The organism is Pseudomonas sp. GL-RE-26, assembly GCF_019956275.1.
GTDB classification, from domain to species: domain Bacteria; phylum Pseudomonadota; class Gammaproteobacteria; order Pseudomonadales; family Pseudomonadaceae; genus Aquipseudomonas; species Aquipseudomonas grandcourensis.
The window spans coordinates 1-22,160 of record NZ_JAHBDI010000045.1; the positions used below are offsets into that span (position 1 = coordinate 1).

Below are 22,160 nucleotides of genomic sequence, written 5' to 3' on the forward strand. Positions count from 1 at the left end.
CAGCAAGAAGTGGACGATGCCGATCCGGGACTGGAAAGCGGCCTTGAATCGCTTCAGTATCCAGTTCGAAGATCGTCTGTTAACGGTTTAATAAAAATCCCGTTTACACAAAATCTAGGACACCCTCAGGCCCTTAAACTCAACACATGATCCGGCACTCACTTGCCTTGCGCAGCGCCTCAATCAATTCCTGCCTGCACATTCCTGATAGCGCAAAATTCTTCGTTCCAGCTTCTGTCCTCAAATTGGCAACTATTGACTGTCATCGTCGTCATCACCCGAGCTGCCGCTAGTGGTCGAGCCGAGTCCGCCGCTGCTGGGTGTTTTGCTGCCTGGCAAATTTATACCGCCCTGACGTCCCGCGTCATTGCCCTGAACCCGCGGGGCAGTGCCGGTGGAGGGCGGCAGGTTGTGGTCGATCGTGGTGCCATCGGTATTCATGCCGGGGGCACTCTTGATGGCGGGGGCCCTGGGTTTTTCCACCGGATTGGTCGGGCCGGTGCTCGGGCCGATGGTCTCGGCGAAGGAGGCAGCGGACAAAAGCGCAGTGAGAGCGAGGGCGGTCAACCTGGACAGGATCATGGCGGTGTCTCCAACGAGTAGAGTCCTTACCTGATTAGTACGCCCTCGACCCGGATGGGTGCACTGTTGGCGACGAACGGCTCAGGCCTGCTCCAATGCGCTAACCGCTGTGGCCCTACGCCAGATCAGTCGGCCCACGGTGATCAGCCAGTTGAGCGAGGCAACCGCCAACACCGTGAGCAACAGTGTGGGCATGCCTTGCTCGACGATGATTTTCCCGGCCAGCAATGGAAAGCCGAACACGCCGATGAAGTACGACAAGCTGAACAACAGCAAGGATTGTGCGGTGGTGCCGTTCGGCGCTTCGTTGGCGGCCAGGCCGTTGATCACCGAGTAGGTCAGGCCATAACCGATTCCGAGCATCACCGCCGCGAGTACGTAGCTGAAGCTGCTGTCGACGACAAAACCGAACATCACGATCGATGCCAGCATCAACCCCGAAAGCACGCACGACGCACGGAATGGATCGCGCTTGACCACGAAGCCGGCAACCAGCATGCGGCCGCTGATCGCCGCGCACATGAAGCCGAGGAAAAACAGCGAGTAGTCGAGTGAGTGCGCCGCCGCATAACTGGTTTGAAAACTCGACAGGCCGCCGAACACACAGCCGCCAAGACCAACCATGATGATCGGGAGCACGGCCCTGGACGACAGCACCTGAGCTGCTGCACGCCAGGAAATCCGCGACACGCTGCCAGATTGCGCGGGCGTCTGTTTCAGTTGTCGATCCAGGCGCCAGAACAGCAATACGCCGATCAGGCTGGCCAGCGCCGCCAGGTAAAACGCCGCCGTCACCGGATAACCGAGCGCACTCGCCGCACGACCGAGCAACGGGCCGCTGCCGATCCCGGTCATCATGCTGCCCGACAGCAGGGCGAAGTACTTGGCGCGCTGTGCGGGTGTCACCAGGCTCGCCACGATGATCGGCCCAAGGGTGTAGAACACGCCCCAGCCCAGGCCCAGCAGCAGTCCGAAAAACAACAGCAGGTGACCGAAGCCCGGGGTCAGGGCGAAGCCCAGGCTGGCTGCTACCAGCAACACTCCGAACAGCGCCACCGATCGGGCGGCGCCGAGCAGGTCGGACAAATGACCGGAAACAATCACCGCCGCAAAGGTGCTGAGCATCGCCGCCGAAATCACACTTCCGGCGTCGTGTTCGTTACCGCCGCGAGAACCGATCAGCAATGAGAGCAAAAAGGTCGAACCGTAGGACAACGACAACAGGTAACTGGCGAGGCAGAACAGGCCGAACAGCTTGCTTGAAACTGGGGATGTTGCGGTAGACATGACGCGGTTCCTTGACCGGCTGAATGAGCAGCGCAGGTATCTAACCACGCAGTGACCGAATGTTAGGTCTGAGGTTATCGATTCCAGGGTTAGTGTTGGCCGGAGTAATGAGCGCATTTGTGGCCAGTGAGCAAGCTCTCTCGCCACACGTCACGCGCCGACTTAGTATGGCGTTTTCCACTTTTGACAAGGCACGTCCATGACGATCGAAATCCGCCCGGCGACCCCCAGTGACGCACCGCAAATCCTCGCGTTCATCACTGAACTGGCCGACTACGAACGTGCCCGCCATGAAGTCATCGCCAGCGTTGCCGATATCGAGCGCAGCCTGTTCAGCGAAGGCGCCACCGCCCATGGCCTGATCTGCCTGCGCGACGGTGCACCCATCGGTTTCGCGGTGTTCTTCTTCAGCTATTCCACTTGGCTTGGCAGCAACTGCCTGTACCTCGAAGACCTCTACATCACTCCGGAACAGCGCGGCGGCGGTGCGGGCAAGACCCTGCTGCGGCATCTGGCGAAAATCGCCTGCGCCAATGATTGCGGGCGGTTTGAGTGGAGCGTGCTGGAGTGGAATACGCCGGCCATCGATTTCTACAAATCCCTGGGCGCGCAGCCGCAGGAGGAGTGGGTGCGCTATCGGATGGATGGGGCAGTGTTGCGGGATTTCGCAGCGGGTAACTGATCGCTTTTAAAAGATCGCAGACTTCGGGCTGCGATTTTTTTGTCTTGTCCCATAATATGGGATTGATATTTATATATTGAGATTTTGTAGCGCCAAGGTTTATAGTCCCGCTCACTCACTGCCAAAAACCAAAACAGGTGAAGCGATGCAGGCGCAATTGATCGCGCTCGACTGGGGGACAACCTCATTACGTGCTTACAAACTGGCTGAAGGTGGCCAAGTGCTCGAACAGCGCTCGCTGTCGTCGGGGATCATGCAGCTGCCGAAAGCGCCGCGAATCATTGGCGGCCGGGAATGCGCCGATGGTTTTGAACTGGCCTTCGATGAGGCCTGCGGCGACTGGCTCGATGCCCAGCCGGATTTGCCGGTGATTGCCTGCGGCATGGTCGGCAGCGCCCAGGGCTGGAGCGAAGCGGCCTACCGCGACACCCCGGCAAACGTCGCCACGCTCAGTACTTCCCTGCAAACCGTGCGCAGCCTGCGCGGCGTCGATGTGCACATCGTGCCCGGCGTCATCGAGCGTTCGCCTTTGCCGAACGTGATGCGCGGCGAAGAAACCCAGGTGCTCGGCGTGCTGCAAAACCTGGAGAGCGAGGCGGGCGCTGATCTGCTGATCGGCCTGCCGGGCAGCCATTCGAAATGGGTGGAAGTGGCCGACGGCTGCATCATGCATTTCGACACTTTCATGACTGGCGAAGTCTTCGCTGTGCTCAGTCAACACAGCATTCTCGGACGCACCCAACAATGTGGCGGGTCCTTCGATGGCGATGCGTTTGATCGCGGCGTGAAGGTCGCGTTGTCGGCGGACGGTGAAATCGGTCCGCTGTCGACGATGTTCAGTGCCCGCAGTCTCGGGCTGACCGGCGATTTGAGGGCCACCGCCCAGGCGGACTATCTGTCCGGCCTGCTGATCGGCCATGAGTTGGCGGCCCTGGCCAATGTCCAGCGGCACCGGCGCAACAGCGTGCACCTGCCTTCGATCATCCTCATCGGCAACCCCCAACTCTGTGCCCGCTACAGCCGTGCGCTCGACGCCTGCGGTTTTGCCCGGGTGACCCTGGCCGAACAGGCCACCGAACGCGGATTGTGGCAACTGGCACTGGCTGCCGGCCTGGTCACGTGCACCGCATCCCGTTAAACCTGACTGGAGTCCTGACATGCTCAAACAAGCCCTGGCGCAAAACGGCCTGATCGCGATCCTGCGCGGCCTGTGCCCGCAGGAAGCGGTGGCCATCGGCGAAGTCCTGTACGCCGCCGGATTTCGCGTCATCGAAGTGCCGCTCAATTCCCCTGAGCCGTACGAAAGTATTCGCATCCTGCGCAGTACCTTGCCCGCCGATTGCCTGATCGGTGCCGGCACGGTGCTGACGCCGGAACAGGTCGAGCAGGTGAAAGCCGCGGGCGGCCAGGTGATTGTCATGCCCCATAGCGATCCGAAGGTCTTGCGCGCGGCGAAAGCGGCGGGGCTGTACCTGTCGCCGGGTGTCGCCACGCCGACCGAAGCCTTCGCGGCACTGGCTGAAGGCGCGGATGTGCTGAAGATGTTCCCGGCCGAGCAGATGGGCCCGGCAGTCGTCAAAGCCTGGCTCGCGGTGCTGCCGGCCGGAACCCTTCTGGCGCCGGTCGGCGGGATCACGCCGGACAACATGCAGTCGTTCATCGACGCCGGCGTCAAAGGTTTCGGCCTCGGCTCCGGTCTGTTCAAACCGGGCATGACACCCGCGCAAGTGGCGGCCAATGCCAAGGCCTACGTCGCTGCCTGGAAAGCCCTTCGCTAAGACTTCTTTGAGCGCCGAGCGCGCTGCATCTAATAAGAGAGCCAAAAGATGAAAATCATCAAACTGACCACCTTCATCGTTCCGCCGCGCTGGTGCTTCCTCAAGGTCGAAACCGACGAGGGCGTCACCGGTTGGGGCGAGCCCGTGGTCGAAGGCCGCGCCCACACGGTTGCGGCTGCCGTTGAAGAATTGTCCGACTACCTGATCGGCAAAGACCCGCGCAACATCGAAGACATCTGGACCGTACTCTACCGCGGCGGCTTCTACCGTGGCGGCGCGATCCACATGAGCGCCCTGGCCGGTATCGACCAGGCCCTGTGGGACATCAAGGGCAAGGCGCTGGGGGTGTCGGTCAGCGACCTGCTGGGTGGCCAGGTGCGGGACAAGATTCGTGTGTATTCGTGGATCGGCGGCGACCGTCCGGCGGACACCGCGCGCGCGGCGAAAGACGCGGTCGAGCGTGGTTTCACCGCAGTGAAAATGAACGGCACCGAAGAACTGCAATTCCTCGATACCTTCGACAAGGTCGACCAGGCTCTGGCCAACGTCGCCGCCGTGCGCGATGCCGTCGGCCCGAACGTTGGCATAGGCGTGGACTTCCATGGCCGGGTGCACAAGCCCATGGCCAAGGTGCTGATGAAGGAGCTTGATCCGTACAAGCTGATGTTCATCGAAGAGCCGGTGCTGAGCGAAAACTACGAAGCGCTGAAAGAGTTGGCGCCGCTGACCAGTACGCCGATCGCCTTGGGCGAACGGCTGTTCTCGCGCTGGGATTTCAAGCGCGTGCTCAGCGAAGGTTACGTCGACATCATCCAGCCGGATGCGTCCCACGCTGGCGGCATCACCGAAACCCGCAAGATCGCCAACATGGCCGAAGCCTACGACGTCGCGCTGGCGCTGCATTGCCCGCTGGGCCCGATTGCCCTGGCGGCGTGCCTGCAACTGGACGCGGCCTGCTACAACGCGTTCATCCAGGAGCAGAGCCTGGGCATCCATTACAACGAGAGCAACGACCTGCTCGACTACGTCAAAGACCCACGGGTGTTCGACTACGACAAAGGCTTCGTGAAGATCCCGAACGGCCCGGGCCTGGGCATCGAGATCAACGAGGAATACGTGATCGAACGCGCCGCCATCGGCCACCGCTGGCGCAACCCGATCTGGCGCCATGCCGATGGCAGTTTTGCCGAGTGGTGAGTGATCTCTGATCCACCACAAATCCCCTGTAGGAGCGAGCCTGCTCGCGATGGTGTGTCAGTCGACATCAATGCTGAATGACACACCGCTATCGCGAGCAGGCTCACTCCCACAAGGGGGCTGCGTCAGTCTTTAGAACGACCTCAATAACCATAAGAAGAGGCACCCCCCCCCATGCAACCGCAAACCCTCACCGGGCAGGCGTCGTTGGTGACGCCCAGCCGCAAGCGTTTTTTCATCATGGTGCTGTTGTTCATCACCGTGGTGATCAACTACCTGGACCGCAGCAACCTGTCGATTGCCGCCCCGGCATTGACCAGTGACCTGGGCATCGACCCGATCCACGTCGGCCTTATTTTCTCCGCGTTCGGCTGGACCTACGCTGCCATGCAGATCCCCGGCGGCTGGCTGGTGGACCGTGTGCCGCCACGGATTCTGTACAGCGTCGCCTTGCTGCTGTGGTCGGTGGCCACGGTGATGCTCGGCTTCGCCGGCAGCTTCATCGCGCTGTTCGTGTTGCGCATGGCCGTCGGTGCCCTGGAAGCGCCGGCCTATCCGATCAACAGCCGCGTGGTCACCACCTGGTTCCCGGAGCGCGAGCGCGCCACGGCCATCGGTTTCTACACCTCCGGGCAATTCGTCGGCCTGGCTTTCCTGACGCCGGTGCTGGCCTGGCTGCAGCACGAGTTCGGCTGGCACATGGTGTTTGTCGCCACGGGCGCGGTGGGCATTCTGTGGGCGGTGATCTGGTACGCGGTGTATCGCGAGCCTCGGGATTTCAAAGGTGCCAATGACGCGGAAATCGACTTGATCCGCGAGGGCGGCGGGCTGGTGGATATCCAGGCCGAACAGGCCAAGGTCAAAGCCAAATTCAGCTGGACCGACCTGGGTATCGTCCTGACCAAGCGCAAGCTCTGGGGCATTTATCTCGGGCAGTTCTGTCTCAATTCGACGCTGTGGTTCTTCCTCACATGGTTCCCGACCTACTTGGTGAAGTACCGCGGCATGGACTTCATCAAGTCCGGCCTGTTGGCATCGCTGCCGTTTCTCGCCGCGTTTATCGGTGTGCTGTGTTCCGGTTTCTTCTCGGACTTTTTGATCCGTCGCGGTTACACGGTTGGTTTCGCACGCAAGTTGCCGATCATCAGCGGCCTGCTGATTTCCACTTCGATCATCGGCGCCAACTTCGTCGAGTCGACGCCATTGGTGATTGCCTTCCTCGCGCTGGCATTCTTCGGCAATGGCCTGGCTTCGATCACCTGGTCGCTGGTATCGACCTTGGCTCCTGCGCGCTTGCTCGGGCTGACCGGCGGGGTGTTCAACTTCATCGGCAACCTGTCGGCGATTGCCACGCCTATCGTGATCGGCTTCCTCGCGACGGGTGATTCTTTTGCCCCGGCAATTACCTACATCTCGGTGCTGGCGTTGATTGGCGCACTGTCCTACATCTTGCTGGTGGGCAAGGTCGAGCGTATCAAGTTGTAGTCGTGGCACGCGGGCGACCATAATGCCGCCCGTTCACTCGCTCAACGGTAAAGGCTGGATATGCAGGAAGACGCCCCAAAAATCGCCAAGGACGCCGCGCCGACCGGCACCCAGACCCTGCTTCGCGGGTTGGGTGTGGTTCACGCCGTGGCCAGCGGCGCCCGGGATCTCAAGGAAATCGCCCGGCTGATCGGTACCACGCGCAGCACCACCCATCGGCTGGCCAGTTGCCTGGTAGACGAGCGTTATCTGCGGGTGGTGCCGCAAGTCGGTTATCTGCTGGGGCCGAAACTGATCGAGTTGGGCTTTCAGGCCCGTGAAGAGTTGCCATTGGTGACCCTGGCCGGGCCGTATCTGGATGAGTTGTCGGCCTTGACCGGCGACACCATTCACCTGGCGATTCGTGAAGGCGACGAAGTGCTGTACCTGCACAAGAATCCGGGGCGCAATGGCCCGGAAATGCGTTCGCGGGTCGGCCATCGCATGCCGTTGGCGCGTACCGGGATCGGCAAGGCGCTGATGCTCGATGATTCGCCGCAAGAGTGGCAGCGCCTGTACGACGTCAGCCTGCCGGTGGGTGGGAAAAACCAGTTCTGGCCTCAGCACCTGGAGCAGTCCTGGGAGCAGTTCGAGCAGCGCATGGTCGAGTACGTAGCTGGCGGTTATGCCTTCGACCTGGAAGACAATGAACCATCGATCCGCTGTGTAGCCGCGCCGATTCGTGATGCCAGCAAACGCATCGTCGCCGGTATCAGCATTGCCAGTACCGTGCCTTACATGCCGCTGGAAAAAATGGCCGAGCTGATTCCCCTGATCAAAGGGGTCACGGCCCGGCTGTCGGCGGAGCTTGGCCTCAAGGTTTAAACCTTGAGGGTCGCCATATCGATGACGAAGCGGTACTTCACGTCACCGGCAATCATGCGGGCGTAAGCCTCGTTGATCTGGCGGATGTCGAGCATTTCGATGTCGCAGGTGATGTTGTGCTCGGCGCAGAAATCCAGCACTTCCTGGGTTTCGGCGATGCCGCCGATCAGCGAGCCGGCGAGCACACGACGCCCCAACACCAGTTTGGCGGCATGCACCGGCGGCTCCACCGGTTCGATCAACCCCACCAGGATATGCACGCCGTCGAAACGTAGCGTATCGAGGTATGGGTTGAGGTCGTGCTGCACCGGAATGGTGTCGAGCAGGAAATCGAAGTGACCGGCGGCGGCCTGCATCTGCGCGTCATCGGTGGACACGATCACGTGGTCCGCACCCTGGCGGCGCGCCTCTTCGGCCTTGCTTGCCGAACGGGTGAACAGCGTCACTTCGGCGCCCATGGCCTTGGCGAACTTGATGCCCATGTGGCCCAGGCCACCCATGCCGAGAATCCCGACCTTGTCACCAGCCTTCACGCCATAGTGCTTGAGCGGCGAGTAGGTGGTGATGCCGGCGCACAGGATCGGCGCGGCGCTGGCCAGGGCCAGTTTCTCAGGGATGCGCACCACGAAATGCTCGCTGACCACGATGCTGTCGGAGTAACCGCCCATGGTGTTGCTACCGTCGACCCGGTCCGGGGTGGCGTAGGTCAGGGTCGGGCCTTCGAGGCAGTATTGCTCCAGGTTGGCCTGGCAGGCTTCGCAGCTGCGGCATGAGTCGACCATGCAGCCGACACCGACCAGATCACCGACTTTGTGTTGGGTGACTTTCGCACCGACGGCGGTCACCTTGCCTACGATTTCGTGGCCAGGCATCAGCGGGTAAACGGCAATGCCCCACTCGTTGCGGGCCTGATGGATGTCGGAATGGCAGACGCCGCAGTAGAGAATCTCGATGGCAACGTCGTCAGGCCTTGGGCTGCGACGTTCGAATTTCACGGGGGCAAGGGGAGTGGTGGCCGACTGGGCGGCGTATCCGATGGCGGTGTACATGGTGAACCTCGCAAAAGCGCTGACGGGTGAGGTGGCGCATTCTGGGCGCCGAACCCGGTACCGGCCATGGCGATTCCTCCGGGTGTCATGCCTATTCCTCCGGCATGCGGGTGCGAGCCGTCGTATTGGGCAGCGGATCTGCGATGATGCTTTCGTCCCTTTTTCCGTGACTTTTTTGTGACTTTTTTTGTGAAGAGCCCCCGATGCTGTTAACCCGTCACCTTGATGCCAATGCCACCCTGGTTTCGCTGATCGAGCCGCTGTCCACTCGCGACGGTTTCGTCCCCACCTCGTTGTCGGGCGTGCAGGTCCTGCGGGCCAGTTGCGATGTGGCCCGTGGGCCGCAGATCTACGAACCGAGCCTGGTGATCATCGCCCAGGGCAGCAAACTGGCATACCTGGGGCCGCGCACCCTTGAATACGGGGCAGGGCACTATCTGATTCAGGCGCTGCCGGTGCCGTTCGAGTGTGAAACCTTTGCCGCGCCGGACGGGCCAATGCTGGGTGTTTCCGTCGCGATTGATCGGGTGATGCTGGGTGAACTGGTGTTGGCGATGGGCCTGGCACCGGGGCGGCATATTCCGGCGCAAACACCTGAGTCCATGACCTCGGCAGTGCTCGATGACGCCATGCGTGGTTGTGTCGAGCGGCTGCTGCGTTGCCTGCACGATCCGCTGGAATGCCAGATCATGGGGCAAGCGCGCCTGCGCGAGTTGCTGTTCGTCGCATTGCGCGGTCCGCAAGCCGATGTGTTGCGAGCGCTGGTGGAGCAGCAGGGGCAGTTCGCCCGGATCGCGGCGTCCCTCAGCCATCTGCATGCGCATTTTGCCGAACCGCTGAACGTCGAGACCCTGGCCAGTTGCGCGAACATGAGTGCGTCGACCTTTCACGAGCATTTCAAGCGCAGCACCTTGTTGTCGCCGGTGCAGTATTTGAAGCGATTGCGTCTGCTCAGGGCGCAGCAGTTGTTGCTGGGCGAGGGATTGGGCGTGGCGCAGGTGGCGCATCGGGTCGGGTATCAGAGCACGTCGCAGTTCAGTCGCGAGTACAAGCGGTACTTTGAGCGTAATCCCGGAGACGAGCGCGCAGCCTGATATACCGATAAACCCTGTAGGAGTGAGCCTGCTCGCGATAGCGATTTATCAGCCGACATCGTAGCTGACTGACAGGCCGCTATCGCGAGCAGGCTCGCTCCTACAGGGGGCAGTGTTTTGTCCTGAATTGCACGCAACAAAAAGGCCCCCGTTTCGGGAGCCTTGATGTTCGCGGTTCGGCTTACATGTTCGGGTAAGTCGGGCCGCCGGCACCTTCCGGCGCCACCCAGGTGATGTTCTGTGCAGGGTCCTTGATGTCGCAGGTCTTGCAGTGCACGCAGTTCTGGGCGTTGATCTGGAAGCGCTTCTCGCCGTCTTCCTTGGTGATCACTTCATACACGCCAGCCGGGCAGTAACGCTGTGCCGGCTCATCGTACAGCGGCAGGTTCTTGCTGATCGGGATGCTCGGATCGGCCAGCTTCAGGTGGCACGGTTGCTCTTCTTCGTGGTTGGTACCGGAGATGAACACCGAGCTCAATTTGTCGAAGCTGATCTTGCCGTCCGGTTTCGGGTAGTCGATTTTCTTGCAGTCGGCCGCCAGTTTCAGGCAAGCGTAATCCGGCTTGGTGTCGTGCAGGGTGAACGGCAGTTTGCCGCCGAAGATGTTCTGGTCGAGCCAGTTGAAACCGCCACCGACGATGGCGCCGAACTTGTGGATCGCCGGGCCGAAGTTGCGGCTGGCGAACAGTTCTTCGTAGAGCCAGCTCTTCTTGAACGCGTCCACATAAGTGGTCAGCTCTTCGCTGCTGTCCTTCTCGGCGAACAGCGCGTCAGCCACGGATTCAGCGGCGAGCATGCCGGACTTCATCGCGGTGTGGCTGCCTTTGATCTTGGCGAAGTTCAGGGTGCCGAGGTCGCAACCGATCAGCGCGCCGCCCTTGAACACCATTTTCGGCAGCGAGTTCAGGCCGCCCTTGCAGATGGCACGTGCGCCGTAGCTGATGCGCTTGCCGCCTTCCAGGTACTGAGCAAGCACCGGGTGATGCTTGAGGCGCTGGAACTCGTCGAACGGCGACAGGTAGGTGTTGCTGTAGGACAGGTCGACGATCAGGCCGACAACCACCTGGTTGTTTTCCAGGTGATAGAGGAACGAGCCACCGGTGTTCTCGGTGCCCATGATGTCCATCGGCCAACCGGCGGTGTGCACCACCAGGCCTGGCTGGTGCTTGGCCGGGTCGACTTCCCAGATTTCTTTCAGGCCGATGCCGTAGTGCTGGGCATCAGCGTCAGTGTCCAGGTTGAAGCGCTTGATCAGCTGCTTGCCGATGTGGCCACGGCAACCTTCGGCGAACAGCGTGTACTTGCCACGCAGTTCCATGCCAGGAGTGTACAGGCCTTCCTTCGGGTTGCCTTCGCGGTCAACGCCCAGGTCGCCGGTGATGATCCCGCGCACCACGCCGTTTTCGTCGATCAGCGCTTCCTGAGCGGCGAAACCCGGGTAGATTTCCACGCCCAGGTTCTCGGCCTGCTGGGCCAGCCAGCGGCACAGGTTGCCCAGGGAGATGATGTAGTTGCCTTCGTTGTGCATGGTCTTGGGCACAAAGAAGTCTGGAATTTTTTGCGCGCTTTCAGCGTTCTTCAGAACGAAGATGTCGTCGCGGGTGACGGGGGTGTTCAGCGGCGCGCCGAGTTCTTTCCAGTTCGGGAACAGTTCGTTCAGGGCCCGTGGTTCGAACACGGCGCCGGACAGGATGTGAGCACCGACTTCGGAGCCTTTTTCGACCACGCAGACGCTGATTTCCTTACCGGCTTCAGCGGCCTTCTGCTTCAAGCGGCAGGCGGCGGAAAGACCAGCGGGGCCGGCACCGACGATGACCACGTCGAATTCCATGTATTCGCGTTCCACAGGTTATCTCCTACTCAAGGCTCAACAGTTTTTTTTCTAATTTGGAAGTCGGGTGTCGCATCCATGAATCCCGGCGCAACGCCGGAAGAGGACAATCGATTGACCACCTTTCTCTTTTGGTGGCGCATTATATCTACACCACTCTCAGCGTCCAATACAAACGTTTGTTTGAATTGGCTCAAAGCCAGAGAAATCAAAGTCACGCGCCTTATGAACGGCCATTTTGGCGTATTGACCGGAATAGGCGTTCCGGTCAAGATACGGGCGGTTTTGCGCTCGCCGTAGGCTGACTGTTGGCTTCAAGAGCACCTCTAAAGACAGGGCGATAGCAGTAGAGAGTGATGCGCTGCGCGGGTTTGATACGCAGTTTACACGCCGCGATGTTGAATGACTCGTCAGTCACCACTGACGAACGGTCATCCAGATCATGAGCGATGGTCACTTGACAGCTTTGCCGGCGTTTTTGGAGGTGCCCTTGCGCCCGATGAGCATCAACCGCCAGGTTCGCCTAGGCGACTTTCTTTTCACCGGAGAGTAACGAGGAATCCATGAAGGTTCTTGTAGCTGTCAAACGCGTTGTGGATTACAACGTCAAGGTTCGCGTCAAGGCGGACAATTCCGGCGTCGATCTTGCCAACGTCAAGATGTCGATGAACCCGTTCTGCGAAATCGCCGTGGAAGAAGCCGTACGCCTGAAAGAAAAGGGTGTTGCGACTGAAATCGTCGTCGTCTCCGTAGGCCCGTCTACCGCTCAAGAGCAACTGCGCACCGCGCTGGCTCTGGGTGCCGACCGCGCCATCCTCGTCGAGTCCGCCGAAGATCTGACTTCCCTGGCTGTTGCCAAACTGTTGAAAGCTGTTGTCGACAAGGAACAGCCTCAGCTGGTGATCCTTGGCAAACAGGCCATCGACAGCGACAACAACCAGACTGGCCAGATGCTTGCTGCATTGAGCGGTTACGGTCAGGGCACGTTCGCTTCGAAAGTCGAAATCAGCGGCGACAGCGTAGCTGTTACCCGTGAAGTCGACGGCGGCGCGCAGACAGTTTCCCTGAAACTGCCGGCCATCGTCACCACCGACCTGCGTTTGAACGAGCCGCGCTACGCGTCTCTGCCAAACATCATGAAAGCCAAGAAGAAGCCTCTCGAAGTGCTGACTCCGGATGCTTTGGGCGTTTCCACCGCCTCCACCAACAAGACCGTGAAAGTCGAAGCGCCGGCTGCACGCAGCGCGGGTATCAAGGTCAAGTCGGTGGCTGAACTGGTCGAGAAACTGAAAAACGAAGCGAAGGTAATCTAATCATGACTATCTTGGTAATCGCTGAGCACGACAACAAGGTTGTGGCTCCTGCCACCCTGAACACCGTTGCTGCTGCCGCCAAAATCGGTGGCGACATCCACGTTCTGGTTGCTGGCCAGGGTGTTGGTGCCGTGGCTGAAGCCGCTGCGAAAATCGCTGGTGTGAGCAAAGTGTTGGTAGCTGACAACGCTGCCTACGCGCACCAGCTGCCGGAAAACGTCGCTCCTCTGGTTGCAGCTCTTGCCCAGGAAGCAGGGGCTGCGGGCTACAGCCACATCCTGGCTGCTGCTACTTCCAACGGCAAAAACATCCTGCCGCGCGTTGCCGCTGCCCTGGACGTTGACCAGATCTCCGAGATCATCTCGGTAGAAAGCGCTGACACCTTCAAGCGTCCGATCTACGCCGGTAACGCCATCGCTACCGTTCAGTCGAACGCTGCGGTCAAGGTGATCACCGTGCGTGCCACCGGTTTCGACCCGGTTGCCGCTGAAGGCGGCTCCGCTGCCGTTGAAGCCGTTGCTGCTGCCCACGACGCTGGCATCTCCAGCTTCGTTGGCGAAGAACTGGCCAAGTCCGATCGTCCGGAACTGACCGCTGCCAAGATCGTCGTTTCCGGCGGCCGCGGCATGCAGAACGGCGACAACTTCAAACACCTGTACGCCCTGGCCGACAAGCTGGGCGCTGCCGTCGGAGCATCGCGCGCCGCGGTCGACGCAGGTTTTGTTCCCAACGACATGCAGGTCGGTCAGACCGGCAAGATCGTTGCTCCACAGCTGTACATCGCCGTCGGTATCTCCGGCGCGATCCAGCACCTGGCCGGCATGAAAGACTCCAAAGTGATCGTTGCGATCAACAAGGACGAAGAAGCGCCGATCTTCCAGGTGGCCGATTACGGCCTGGTGGCGGACCTGTTCGAAGCCATCCCAGAGCTGGAGAAGCTGGTCTAATCCGGCTGCTTCACTTATAAAGAGCCCGGCCTTTTGGTCGGGCTTTTTTTTTGTGTTTTTTCTGGTGGCATAACCGGGTATGAGTGGAGTGTGTAGCCATGGATCTGCGCTTTGTGTGGAGCTTGCTGGGATTGACGCTATTGCCGGCGCTGTCTGTCGCCGCAGGCAAATGCGAACGCCTGGTGGTCACCGGCAGCCCGGACGCGCCGCCGTACCTGTGGCAAGACCCGCAGAATCCCAAATACTTGATCGGTGCCAGCGCCGATTTGCTGCAGCAAGTGGCGGGGGAGTTGGGGCTCAAGGTCGAACTGCTTTATGCCGGAAAACGCAGCCAGGCCCTGGACGAAGTGCGCAGCGGGCGCATGGACATGCTGGCGGACGCGACGTTGACCGTCAGCGAACTGGAGACGCTGGACTACATCCATCCAGCCTTGCTGGAAAACGACTATCTGGTCTGGACTCGCAAGGACTCGACGCTGGTCTACAACGAAGTGCAGGACCTGCACGGCCATCCCGGTGCCGTGTCGGAAAAGGCCCGATTGACCCCGCAATTCAGCACCTTTGCCGGACAGCAACTGACCCTCACGCACACGTCCAACCTGACCCAGGCCTTTCAGAAACTGCTGTTGGGCGAAGTCGAGTTTGTACTGGCAGGGCGTTACTCGGGCATGGCGACTGTACAGACACTGGGCATGGCCGCTGATCTGGTCGCTCGCTCGCAACCGGTCGACAAGCCTGGCCTGTACCTGGCGATTTCCCATGACTCGGCCTGCAACGATCCGTGGTTGCGCGGACAGTTGGCCAAAAAGATGACAGAATTGCCCGCGTCCGGACTGACGGAAGCCGTGCTGATGCGCAATATCGAGCGCTGGAAATCACAACGCTCACAACCACAGCCAATCCCCCCGCAACAACCCGTCAGTACCCCAAAACAGTAAGGATTTTCAGTGAGTATTCGACTTCTTTTCGCTGCCGTGGCCTTTGCCGCCCTGGCGGGTTGTGCAACCGATCCTGCGCCGAATGAACAGATTCGCCTGACCGAACAGGCACTCGAACAGGCCAAGGCCGTGGGCGCCACGGCAGACGATGTGCCGGAAATGAAACTGGCCGAAGACAAGTTCAACCGCGCCAAGGGCAACATGACCGATCAATCCTTCAAAAACGCACGCATGCGGGCCGAACAGGCCGAACTCGATGCGCGCCTGGCTGAAGCCAAGGTGTTGACGGCCAAGAGCGAGGAACAGTTGAACGTGCTCAACACCCGCATCGCCCGCCTGCGCAAGCAACTGGGAGATGCCGAATGAACCTCCAGAGCAAAGCCCTCGGCGGTTTGATCCTGGCAGGCTGCGCGAGCCTCTTTGGCTGCGCCAGCCAGCACAGCGAGACTGCATTGCAGCAGGCCGGTGCCGACTTTCAGAAGGTCAAGGAAGACTCCAATGTGCTGCGAATCGCCCCCAAGGACGTGATTCGCGCCGGTGAGTCCCTGGCCCGTGCCGATCGCCTGTCCAGCTATTGGGGCAGCGGTTCGGACGTGGTGCATTACGCCTACCTGAGCCAGCGCTATAGCGCCATTGCCCGGGAGCACACCAATCAGGTGCTCAACGAAGAGCAAGCGGCGAAACTCGAACTGGAACGGCAGCGTCTGCAACTGGCACTGCGTGAATCCAAACTGTTCAGCGTGCAGCAGCAAGGCAAATGGCTCGAAGAGCAGATCCTGGCGTTGACCACCAGCCAGACCGACCGCGGGCTGGTAATGACCTTGGGCGACATGCTGTTCGACACGGGCGAAGCGGAATTGAAACCGTCGGCCAACCGTGTGGTGTTGAAGATCGTGCAGTTCTTGCAACTCAACCCCAAGCGTGTGGTGCGGATCGAAGGTTATACGGACAGTACCGGGGGCAAGCAGGAAAACCTCAAGCTGTCCCGCGACCGCGCACAATCGGTGGCTGACGTGCTGATGGACCTGGGCATCGACGACAAGCGCATCCAGGTCGAGGGTTATGGCGACGAGTATCCGGTGGACGCGAATGCGTCGGAACGGGGCCGTGCGCAGAATCGTCGGGTGGAAATTGTGTTTTCCGACGAAAAGGGCCAGCTCGGCGCTGCCCGCTAAGGGTTGCGTCGCTGGAAAGCCCGGCCTGCCATGCAGCGCCGGGTTTTTTTTGCCTGCCGATCACCGCACAAAACAGTACAGATTTTGCTGACACCGCACTGTACGGTCGACTATTGTGGCAACTGTCCCCGTACACTTCTAAACTGTTCCGGTATTGTTTCACACAAGAATAAAATGCCCGTGAAATCGAGTGCTGCGTCATGACCAATCTTTTGCTCTATCAACGTATTGCTCAACAACTGGCCGAAGACATCCGCCGTGGGGTCTATCAACCGGGAGAGCGCGTGCCTTCGGTGCGCAAGATGAGCTCGCAGCTCAATGTCAGCCATGCGACGGTGTTGCAGGCGTATGCCAATCTCGAAGATCAGGGGCTGATCCGCGCCCGGCCGCAGTCGGGTTACTACGTGCACCAGACGCCGGCACTCACCGCGCCGACGCCGGACATCGCCCGGGTCGAGCGCCCCGGCCTGGTCACCCGCAGCAGCATCATTCAGCAAGTCCTGGTCGAATCCCGTCGTGAAGGTGTCTTTCCGCTGGGCGCTGCGGTGCCGAGTGTCGACTATTTGCCGGTGCGGGCACTGCATCAGCAATTGGCCAAGGTCACCCGTTTCCATAGCCCGCGGGCCTTCAGCTACATGTTCAGCCCCGGTTTCGAACCGTTGCGCCGACAGGTGGCGATCCGCATGCGCGATGCCGGCGTGGTGGTCGATCCGTCGGAAGTGGTGATCACCCACGGCTGCGTCGATGCGCTGCAGATGTCCTTGCGTGTGCTGACCCGTCCGGGCGATCTGATCGCGGCCGAGTCGCCGACCTATTACGGGTTGCTGCAACTGGCCGATCTGTTAGGCCTCAAGGTTATCGAGATCCCCAGCGATCCTGCCACGGGCATGAGCCTGGAAGCCCTGCAACTGGCGGCCAACCAATGGTCGATCAAGGCGTTGGTGTTGACCACCCGTCTGAGCAATCCATTGGGCGGTACCATGCCAGAGGAGCGACAGAAACAATTGCTGCGCCTGGCGTCGGACTTCGATATCCAGATTGTCGAAGACGATATCTACGGTGAGCTGATGTTCGAGCAGGGGCGCACCAAGTCCCTCAAGGCCTACGATCGGCTGGACCGGGTGATCTATTGCTCAAGCTTCTCTAAAACCCTGTCGCCTGGCGTGCGGATCGGCTGGATGATTGCCGGCAAGTATCAGCAGGAGATCCAGCGCTTGCAGACCTTCAGCACGCATTCCGCGTGCAGCGTGACCCAGATGGGCATTGCCGCTTACCTGGAAAATGGCGGGTATGACCGGCATTTGCGCTTCATCCGTCAGGAGTACCGGAAAAACCTCAGTGCCTTCCAGCTGGCCGTGCAGCAGTATTTCCCTGAAGGCACGCAGATGACCCGGCCTACCGGCGGCTTCATTCTGTGGGTCAGTCTGCCGGGGCGGGTCAACACGCAAGAGTTGCACGTGCGGGCATTGCAGCAGGGCATCAGTATCGCGCCGGGACTGATCTTCAGTAATACCGAGCAATTCAATCACTGCATCCGGCTCAACTGCGGCATCCCGTGGAACCGTGAAGCCGAGCGCGCATTGATGACCCTGGGCATGCTGGCCACCCAAATCTGCCAGGAGATGGCTGGCGGTTTGTAACGGGCTGCTACTGCGCTTGTCTTGTGGGCTGCAACAGGCGAGCATATGCATCTCTGCCGTTTGCACCCACCGTGGGATACATGAAACCGACTTTTCCTGCCGCCTGGCTTTTGCTCTGCCTGATTGCGAGTATTCAGCCGGCATCCGTCGTGGCCGCTACCGAACAGGATCAGCGGACCACCGGCAGTTTCCATGTCGCACCGATAGAAGCCGCACCTGCGAAAAAAGCCTCGGCGATCAGTAAGCAGGCTGCGCCCGTGAAAAAACATCCGCCCATTGCCTCCAAATCGAAACCGGCCAGCGAGGTGGTAAAGGCCGAGCTTCCATCTGCCAGGCTGGACCTGAGCTTGCCCAAGGATATGGTTCAGGAACTGAAGCCGGTCGGAACGGTGCCGTTGGTCAGGCGCGAGCCGTTGTTACCCCAGATGTTCGGTGACAAAAGCGATAGCAGCCAGTTCCAGCTCAACGGCCGGCTGATCAGCAATGAAATGCAGCTGCAACTGCGAAATGAAGAGCGCCGCGAGGTCGAAGGTGCGGCACTGGATTTCGAGTTCAAGCAGTAACTTCATCCCGATCCGCGAACCGCAGACCAGACGCTTTGTCGGAGACTGCTCGGTCATGCTCGGTTGAGTTGAAAAACCCGCTCGCAGGTAATTTAAAACAACTGTTTTAGCGGGTACTCTGTGCCCCGTCCTTTAACACATCGCTCGTCGCGAGGAGCTTGTCGTCATGAAATGCCGTGAGGGCTGTGGCGCTTGTTGCATAGCCCCTTCCATCAGTTCACCGATTCCCGGTATGCCCAATGGCAAGGCCGCGGGGCAGCGTTGCCTGCAACTTTCCTCCGATAACCTGTGCAGTATTTTCGGCCAGCCGGAACGGCCGGCGGTGTGTTCTGCCTTCGAGGCCGACCCCGAGGTGTGCGGAAGCAGCAGCGAAGAAGCCATTCGGCTGATTGGCTGGTGGGAGCAAATGACGGCGGCGTGATGTGTGGGCTTGCACCTCCGATCACCTCCGAAAAACCTGAAGGTGATCGGAGGTGCAAGCCCAACGAACGGAACTTCAACAATAAGGAATAAAATTATGGGTTCGCTGCATCGTATGGCTGTGCTGTGTGGTTTGACGGTTGTGCTGGCTACCTCGACGGCCCAGGCCGAAGACTGGAAAGTCAAGAAAGACGAAGACGGCATCAAGATCTCCCTGAGTGAAGTGGCCGGCTCCGACTACAAGGCCTATCAGGGCGTCACGCTGATGAAGACCACCATGGCCAAGCTGCGTGCGTTGCAGGAAGACGTGCCTGGAGCCTGCGCCTGGATTCACGAATGCAAAACCCAGAAGCTGCTCAAGCACGAAGGTGACCAGAGCTGGACCTACACTCAGTTCAACACCCCGTGGCCGGTTACTCCCCGAGATTCGGTGTTGCACGTCACCACCATCGAAGGCGCCGATGGCAGCCTGACCCGCAAGCTCGAAGGCGTACCGAAATACATTCCTGAAGAAAAAGGCTTCGTCCGGGTCGCCAAGGTCGACGGTTTCTGGAAGTTCGTACCCAAGGGCGACCAGATCGAAGTGACCTATCAGGTGCACACCGAGCCGGGCGGCAGCGTGCCGTCGATGGTGGCCAACAAGTTCGTGGTGGATGCCCCGTTCAATACCTTGAAAGCCCTCAAGGAACGCGCCGAGAAGTAACTGTGTCGCTCTTTTGAGATGACTTCATAACGCCCCGACTCGATCGGGGCGTTTGCGTTTTTGAACGGTGCGCAGGCTTTAATTTGTTTCCGGATATGCGTTGCACGAAATTTTCACCAAGTCTCCAAGACAATTCGCCGGCTCTCCCGTCACGCGTTGCGTATTGCTGGATGCAGGATGAAAGAGTCGGGATGAGGGTAGTTATCAATGGCAATGCTGCCGTTGATCGTGCAACATTTGCGCACCGCGCAAACCCCCAGGCCTGGTACGGGCCGAAAAGAGGGCAAGGCGCAGCTGTATTTTTGAAACTTCAACTTCCAATGGGTCCTAAAACGACATGGCAATCCCGGACGCCCTGAATCAGCAGCGAGCTTCTAGTCGCCTGCTGCAACCGACCGTCAAATCGCATCTGTCCTACACGCTGTTGTGTGCCCTGGTCATGATGGTCATGTTCAGCCTGCTGCGCGTCGCGCTGCTGGTTTACAACCGCTCGATGATCCTCGACACGCCGGCCTCGACCTTCCTCGAGGCATTCGCCAACGGTCTGCGTTTCGACCTGCGCCTGGTGGTCTATCTCAGCATTCCGTTGCTGCTGGCACTGTTCAGCGCCCGGGCCATGGCGGCACGCGGGCTGTTCCGTCTCTGGCTGACGGTGGTCTCCAGCATTGCGCTGTTCCTGGGCCTGATGGAGATGGACTTCTATCGTGAATTCCACCAACGCCTCAACGGCCTGGTCTTCCAGTACGTCAAGGAAGATCCGAAAACCGTGATGAGCATGCTCTGGTACGGTTTCCCGGTGGTCCGTTACCTGCTGGCATGGGCTGTGGGCACCTGGATCCTGAGCCTGGCATTCAAGGGCGCCGACCGTGCGACCCGTCCTCGTGGCCCGTTCAGTGGCGGCAGCATCGGCACACGCCAGGTTGCGCCGTGGTACGCGCGTATCGCGGTGTTTGTGGTGTGCCTGCTGGTTTGCGTAGTCGCCGCCCGTGGCACCCTGCGTCAGGGCCCGCCGCTGCGTTGGGGTGACGTCTATACCACCGACTCGAATTTCGCCAACCAGTTGGGCCTCAACGGCACGCTGTCGCTGGTAGCCGCAGCCAAGAGCCGGATGTCCGAAGAACGCGACAATATCTGGAAGGCGACCCTGCCACAGCCACAAGCCCAGCAAGTGGTGCGTGACATGCTGGTGCTGCCGGCCGAAAAACTGGTGGATGCCGACACCGCGGCGGTACGTCGCGATTACACCCCGCCAGCCGACAAGACCCTGCCGATCAAGAACGTCGTCGTGATCCTGATGGAAAGCATGGCCGGTCACTCGGTGGGGGCGCTGGGTGGGCCGGGCAACATCACGCCGTACCTCGACAAACTGTCGAAGGAAGGCTTGCTGTTCGACCGCTTCTTCTCCAACGGCACCCATACCCACCAGGGCATGTTCGCCACCATGGCCTGCTTCCCGAACCTGCCGGGTTTCGAATACCTGATGCAGACCCCGGAAGGCAGCCACAAGCTGTCCGGTCTGCCGCAGTTGCTCAGCACCCGTGACTTCGACGACGTGTATGTCTACAACGGCGATTTCGCCTGGGACAACCAGTCGGGTTTCTTCAGCAACCAGGGCATGACCAACTTCATCGGTCGTAACGATTTCGTGAATCCGGTGTTCTCTGATCCGACCTGGGGCGTGTCCGACCAGGACATGTTCGACCGTGGCCTGGTCGAGCTCAAGGCGCGGGAAAACGGCAAGCCGTTCTATGCCTTGCTGCAAACCCTGTCCAACCACACGCCTTACGCCTTGCCGACGCCATTGCCGGTCGAGCGCGTGACCGATCGTGGCAGCCTGAACGAACACCTGACCGCCATGCGTTACGCGGACTGGGCGCTGGGCCAGTTCTTTGAAAAGGCCCGCAAGGAGCCTTACTTCAAGGAAACCCTGTTTGTCATCGTCGGTGACCACGGTTTTGGTAACGAACAGCAGATCACCGAAATGGACCTGGGTCGCTTCAACGTGCCGATGCTGATGATCGCGCCGGGCATCCAGGAAAAATTCGGCCAGCGTGACCACACTGTGGGCACTCAGATCGACATCGTGCCGACCATCATGGGCCGCATCGGTGGCGAAGTGCGTCATCAGTGCTGGGGACGCGACCTGCTCAACCTGCCGGAAGGCGACGCCGGTATTGGTGTGATCAAGCCGTCGGGCAGCGAGCAGACCACGGCCATCCTCACCGCAGACCAGATTCTGGTCCTGCCGAAGGACAAGGACATGGCGCCGAAGTTGTATCAGTATGAATTGGGTGCCAACCCTCACGCCGAAATCATTGCTGATGCGCCGCGTACCGCCGAGTTGAAACTCAAGCTCGAAGCGTTCCTGCAAACAGCGACCAAGAGCCTGCTGGACAACACCGCTGGTGTCGTTGATGGCAAGCCGGACTAAGTTGTGACGCAATAGTAAAGAGGCCCTTCAAGGGTAATGCCAGTCAGTTAAGCTGACTGGCATTTTTATTTCTGATCGGATACTTCGGTGATTTGAGCCGGATGGCGCGAGGATAAATACGCTCCTCTCGCCGATGAGGCAGGACATAGTGCGGGGCTGAGGCATGAAGCTCGGCCAGGTA

General features: G+C 60.0%; 21 protein-coding genes. 17 read left to right on the forward strand and 4 right to left on the reverse strand.

Annotation, left to right across the window (positions count from 1 at the left end):
- Window positions 1–252: 252 nt before the first annotated feature.
- Window positions 253–582 carry a hypothetical protein gene (locus KGB07_RS23240; RefSeq protein WP_046037456.1) on the reverse strand — a complete coding sequence of 110 codons (330 nt, stop codon included), beginning with the start codon at window positions 580–582 and terminating at the stop codon, window positions 253–255.
- Between the two features lie 81 nt (window positions 583–663).
- Window positions 664–1,869 carry an MFS transporter gene (locus KGB07_RS23245; protein WP_223466649.1) on the reverse strand — a complete coding sequence of 402 codons (1,206 nt, stop codon included), beginning with the start codon at window positions 1,867–1,869 and terminating at the stop codon, window positions 664–666.
- A gap of 199 nt (window positions 1,870–2,068) precedes the next feature.
- Here KGB07_RS23245 and KGB07_RS23250 point away from each other — a divergent pair, with 199 nt between their 5' ends.
- The 6 genes from KGB07_RS23250 to KGB07_RS23275 all read left to right on the forward strand — a co-directional run bounded on the left by KGB07_RS23250 (window position 2,069) and on the right by KGB07_RS23275 (window position 7,875).
- Window positions 2,069–2,551: a GNAT family N-acetyltransferase gene (locus KGB07_RS23250; protein ID WP_008047047.1), complete on the forward strand. Its 483-nt coding sequence runs from the start codon at window positions 2,069–2,071 to the stop codon at window positions 2,549–2,551.
- 145 nt (window positions 2,552–2,696) lie between these two features.
- Window positions 2,697–3,689 (forward strand): 2-dehydro-3-deoxygalactonokinase, encoded by a 993-nt coding sequence (locus KGB07_RS23255; protein ID WP_223466651.1) that lies wholly within the window; start codon window positions 2,697–2,699, stop codon window positions 3,687–3,689.
- Window positions 3,690–3,708: 19 nt separating this feature from the next.
- Window positions 3,709–4,329 (forward strand): 2-dehydro-3-deoxy-6-phosphogalactonate aldolase, encoded by a 621-nt coding sequence (locus KGB07_RS23260; RefSeq protein ID WP_046037453.1) that lies wholly within the window; start codon window positions 3,709–3,711, stop codon window positions 4,327–4,329.
- A gap of 48 nt (window positions 4,330–4,377) precedes the next feature.
- Window positions 4,378–5,526, forward strand: coding sequence for a galactonate dehydratase (dgoD, locus tag KGB07_RS23265; protein ID WP_046037452.1), 1,149 nt, complete (start codon window positions 4,378–4,380; stop codon window positions 5,524–5,526).
- A 174-nt stretch (window positions 5,527–5,700) separates the two neighbouring features.
- The gene (locus tag KGB07_RS23270) at window positions 5,701–7,011 is read left to right on the forward strand and encodes an MFS transporter (protein WP_046037451.1); all 1,311 of its coding nucleotides are present in this window, start codon (window positions 5,701–5,703) and stop codon (window positions 7,009–7,011) included.
- A gap of 60 nt (window positions 7,012–7,071) precedes the next feature.
- Complete coding sequence (locus KGB07_RS23275; RefSeq protein WP_046037450.1) at window positions 7,072–7,875, forward strand: IclR family transcriptional regulator; 804 nt, start codon at window positions 7,072–7,074, stop codon at window positions 7,873–7,875.
- Here KGB07_RS23275 and KGB07_RS23280 read toward each other — a convergent pair.
- Window positions 7,872–8,924, reverse strand: a complete 1,053-nt coding sequence (locus KGB07_RS23280) for an NAD(P)-dependent alcohol dehydrogenase (RefSeq protein ID WP_046037449.1) — start codon at window positions 8,922–8,924, stop codon at window positions 7,872–7,874. The two genes, KGB07_RS23275 and KGB07_RS23280, sit on opposite strands and share 4 nt — an antisense overlap.
- A gap of 203 nt (window positions 8,925–9,127) precedes the next feature.
- On the opposite strand from KGB07_RS23280, the gene KGB07_RS23285 reads away from it, so the two are divergent.
- A complete protein-coding gene (locus tag KGB07_RS23285; protein WP_046037448.1) occupies window positions 9,128–10,018 on the forward strand; it encodes an AraC family transcriptional regulator in 891 nt (296 codons plus the stop codon).
- A gap of 181 nt (window positions 10,019–10,199) precedes the next feature.
- Here KGB07_RS23285 and KGB07_RS23290 read toward each other — a convergent pair whose 3' ends face one another.
- Window positions 10,200–11,864: an electron transfer flavoprotein-ubiquinone oxidoreductase gene (locus KGB07_RS23290; protein ID WP_046037447.1), complete on the reverse strand. Its 1,665-nt coding sequence runs from the start codon at window positions 11,862–11,864 to the stop codon at window positions 10,200–10,202.
- Window positions 11,865–12,412: 548 nt separating this feature from the next.
- On the opposite strand from KGB07_RS23290, the gene KGB07_RS23295 reads away from it, so the two are divergent.
- The 10 genes from KGB07_RS23295 to KGB07_RS23340 all read left to right on the forward strand — a co-directional run bounded on the left by KGB07_RS23295 (window position 12,413) and on the right by KGB07_RS23340 (window position 21,979).
- Window positions 12,413–13,162 carry an electron transfer flavoprotein subunit beta/FixA family protein gene (locus KGB07_RS23295; protein ID WP_007945693.1) on the forward strand — a complete coding sequence of 250 codons (750 nt, stop codon included), beginning with the start codon at window positions 12,413–12,415 and terminating at the stop codon, window positions 13,160–13,162.
- A 2-nt stretch (window positions 13,163–13,164) separates the two neighbouring features.
- Window positions 13,165–14,109, forward strand: a complete 945-nt coding sequence (locus KGB07_RS23300; protein WP_046037446.1) for an electron transfer flavoprotein subunit alpha/FixB family protein — start codon at window positions 13,165–13,167, stop codon at window positions 14,107–14,109.
- A 98-nt stretch (window positions 14,110–14,207) separates the two neighbouring features.
- The gene (locus KGB07_RS23305; protein ID WP_223466653.1) at window positions 14,208–15,047 is read left to right on the forward strand and encodes a substrate-binding periplasmic protein; all 840 of its coding nucleotides are present in this window, start codon (window positions 14,208–14,210) and stop codon (window positions 15,045–15,047) included.
- Between the two features lie 9 nt (window positions 15,048–15,056).
- Window positions 15,057–15,413 carry a DUF4398 domain-containing protein gene (locus tag KGB07_RS23310; RefSeq protein ID WP_046037444.1) on the forward strand — a complete coding sequence of 119 codons (357 nt, stop codon included), beginning with the start codon at window positions 15,057–15,059 and terminating at the stop codon, window positions 15,411–15,413.
- Window positions 15,410–16,222, forward strand: coding sequence for an OmpA family protein (locus tag KGB07_RS23315; protein WP_223466655.1), 813 nt, complete (start codon window positions 15,410–15,412; stop codon window positions 16,220–16,222). The genes KGB07_RS23310 and KGB07_RS23315 overlap by 4 nt, the downstream gene beginning before the upstream one ends.
- Window positions 16,223–16,422: 200 nt before the next feature.
- The gene (locus KGB07_RS23320) at window positions 16,423–17,862 is read left to right on the forward strand and encodes a PLP-dependent aminotransferase family protein (protein ID WP_046037442.1); all 1,440 of its coding nucleotides are present in this window, start codon (window positions 16,423–16,425) and stop codon (window positions 17,860–17,862) included.
- Window positions 17,863–17,942: 80 nt separating this feature from the next.
- Entirely contained in the window at window positions 17,943–18,425 is a 483-nt protein-coding gene (locus tag KGB07_RS23325) for a hypothetical protein (RefSeq protein ID WP_046037441.1), read from the forward strand.
- Window positions 18,426–18,591: 166 nt separating this feature from the next.
- Window positions 18,592–18,846: a YkgJ family cysteine cluster protein gene (locus tag KGB07_RS23330; RefSeq protein ID WP_046037440.1), complete on the forward strand. Its 255-nt coding sequence runs from the start codon at window positions 18,592–18,594 to the stop codon at window positions 18,844–18,846.
- Between the two features lie 96 nt (window positions 18,847–18,942).
- Window positions 18,943–19,548 carry an START domain-containing protein gene (locus tag KGB07_RS23335; protein ID WP_008050362.1) on the forward strand — a complete coding sequence of 202 codons (606 nt, stop codon included), beginning with the start codon at window positions 18,943–18,945 and terminating at the stop codon, window positions 19,546–19,548.
- Window positions 19,549–19,885: 337 nt separating this feature from the next.
- On the forward strand, window positions 19,886–21,979 hold the full coding sequence (locus KGB07_RS23340) for an LTA synthase family protein (protein WP_046037439.1): 2,094 nt from the start codon (window positions 19,886–19,888) through the stop codon (window positions 21,977–21,979).
- Window positions 21,980–22,160: the final 181 nt, after the last annotated feature.

What these genes read in the sequence shown, in the direction of transcription:
- KGB07_RS23240 (WP_046037456.1), bottom strand. Translation starts at nt 582, where the DNA reads ATGATCCTGTCCAGGTTGACCGCCCTCGCTCTCACTGCGCTTTTGTCC.
- KGB07_RS23245 (WP_223466649.1), bottom strand. Translation starts at nt 1,869, where the DNA reads ATGTCTACCGCAACATCCCCAGTTTCAAGCAAGCTGTTCGGCCTGTTC.
- KGB07_RS23250 (WP_008047047.1), top strand. Translation starts at nt 2,069, where the DNA reads ATGACGATCGAAATCCGCCCGGCGACCCCCAGTGACGCACCGCAAATC.
- KGB07_RS23255 (WP_223466651.1), top strand. Translation starts at nt 2,697, where the DNA reads ATGCAGGCGCAATTGATCGCGCTCGACTGGGGGACAACCTCATTACGT.
- KGB07_RS23260 (WP_046037453.1), top strand. Translation starts at nt 3,709, where the DNA reads ATGCTCAAACAAGCCCTGGCGCAAAACGGCCTGATCGCGATCCTGCGC.
- dgoD (WP_046037452.1), top strand. Translation starts at nt 4,378, where the DNA reads ATGAAAATCATCAAACTGACCACCTTCATCGTTCCGCCGCGCTGGTGC.
- KGB07_RS23270 (WP_046037451.1), top strand. Translation starts at nt 5,701, where the DNA reads ATGCAACCGCAAACCCTCACCGGGCAGGCGTCGTTGGTGACGCCCAGC.
- KGB07_RS23275 (WP_046037450.1), top strand. Translation starts at nt 7,072, where the DNA reads ATGCAGGAAGACGCCCCAAAAATCGCCAAGGACGCCGCGCCGACCGGC.
- KGB07_RS23280 (WP_046037449.1), bottom strand. Translation starts at nt 8,924, where the DNA reads ATGTACACCGCCATCGGATACGCCGCCCAGTCGGCCACCACTCCCCTT.
- KGB07_RS23285 (WP_046037448.1), top strand. Translation starts at nt 9,128, where the DNA reads ATGCTGTTAACCCGTCACCTTGATGCCAATGCCACCCTGGTTTCGCTG.
- KGB07_RS23295 (WP_007945693.1), top strand. Translation starts at nt 12,413, where the DNA reads ATGAAGGTTCTTGTAGCTGTCAAACGCGTTGTGGATTACAACGTCAAG.
- KGB07_RS23300 (WP_046037446.1), top strand. Translation starts at nt 13,165, where the DNA reads ATGACTATCTTGGTAATCGCTGAGCACGACAACAAGGTTGTGGCTCCT.
- KGB07_RS23305 (WP_223466653.1), top strand. Translation starts at nt 14,208, where the DNA reads ATGGATCTGCGCTTTGTGTGGAGCTTGCTGGGATTGACGCTATTGCCG.
- KGB07_RS23315 (WP_223466655.1), top strand. Translation starts at nt 15,410, where the DNA reads ATGAACCTCCAGAGCAAAGCCCTCGGCGGTTTGATCCTGGCAGGCTGC.
- KGB07_RS23320 (WP_046037442.1), top strand. Translation starts at nt 16,423, where the DNA reads ATGACCAATCTTTTGCTCTATCAACGTATTGCTCAACAACTGGCCGAA.
- KGB07_RS23325 (WP_046037441.1), top strand. Translation starts at nt 17,943, where the DNA reads ATGAAACCGACTTTTCCTGCCGCCTGGCTTTTGCTCTGCCTGATTGCG.
- KGB07_RS23330 (WP_046037440.1), top strand. Translation starts at nt 18,592, where the DNA reads ATGAAATGCCGTGAGGGCTGTGGCGCTTGTTGCATAGCCCCTTCCATC.
- KGB07_RS23335 (WP_008050362.1), top strand. Translation starts at nt 18,943, where the DNA reads ATGGGTTCGCTGCATCGTATGGCTGTGCTGTGTGGTTTGACGGTTGTG.
- KGB07_RS23340 (WP_046037439.1), top strand. Translation starts at nt 19,886, where the DNA reads ATGGCAATCCCGGACGCCCTGAATCAGCAGCGAGCTTCTAGTCGCCTG.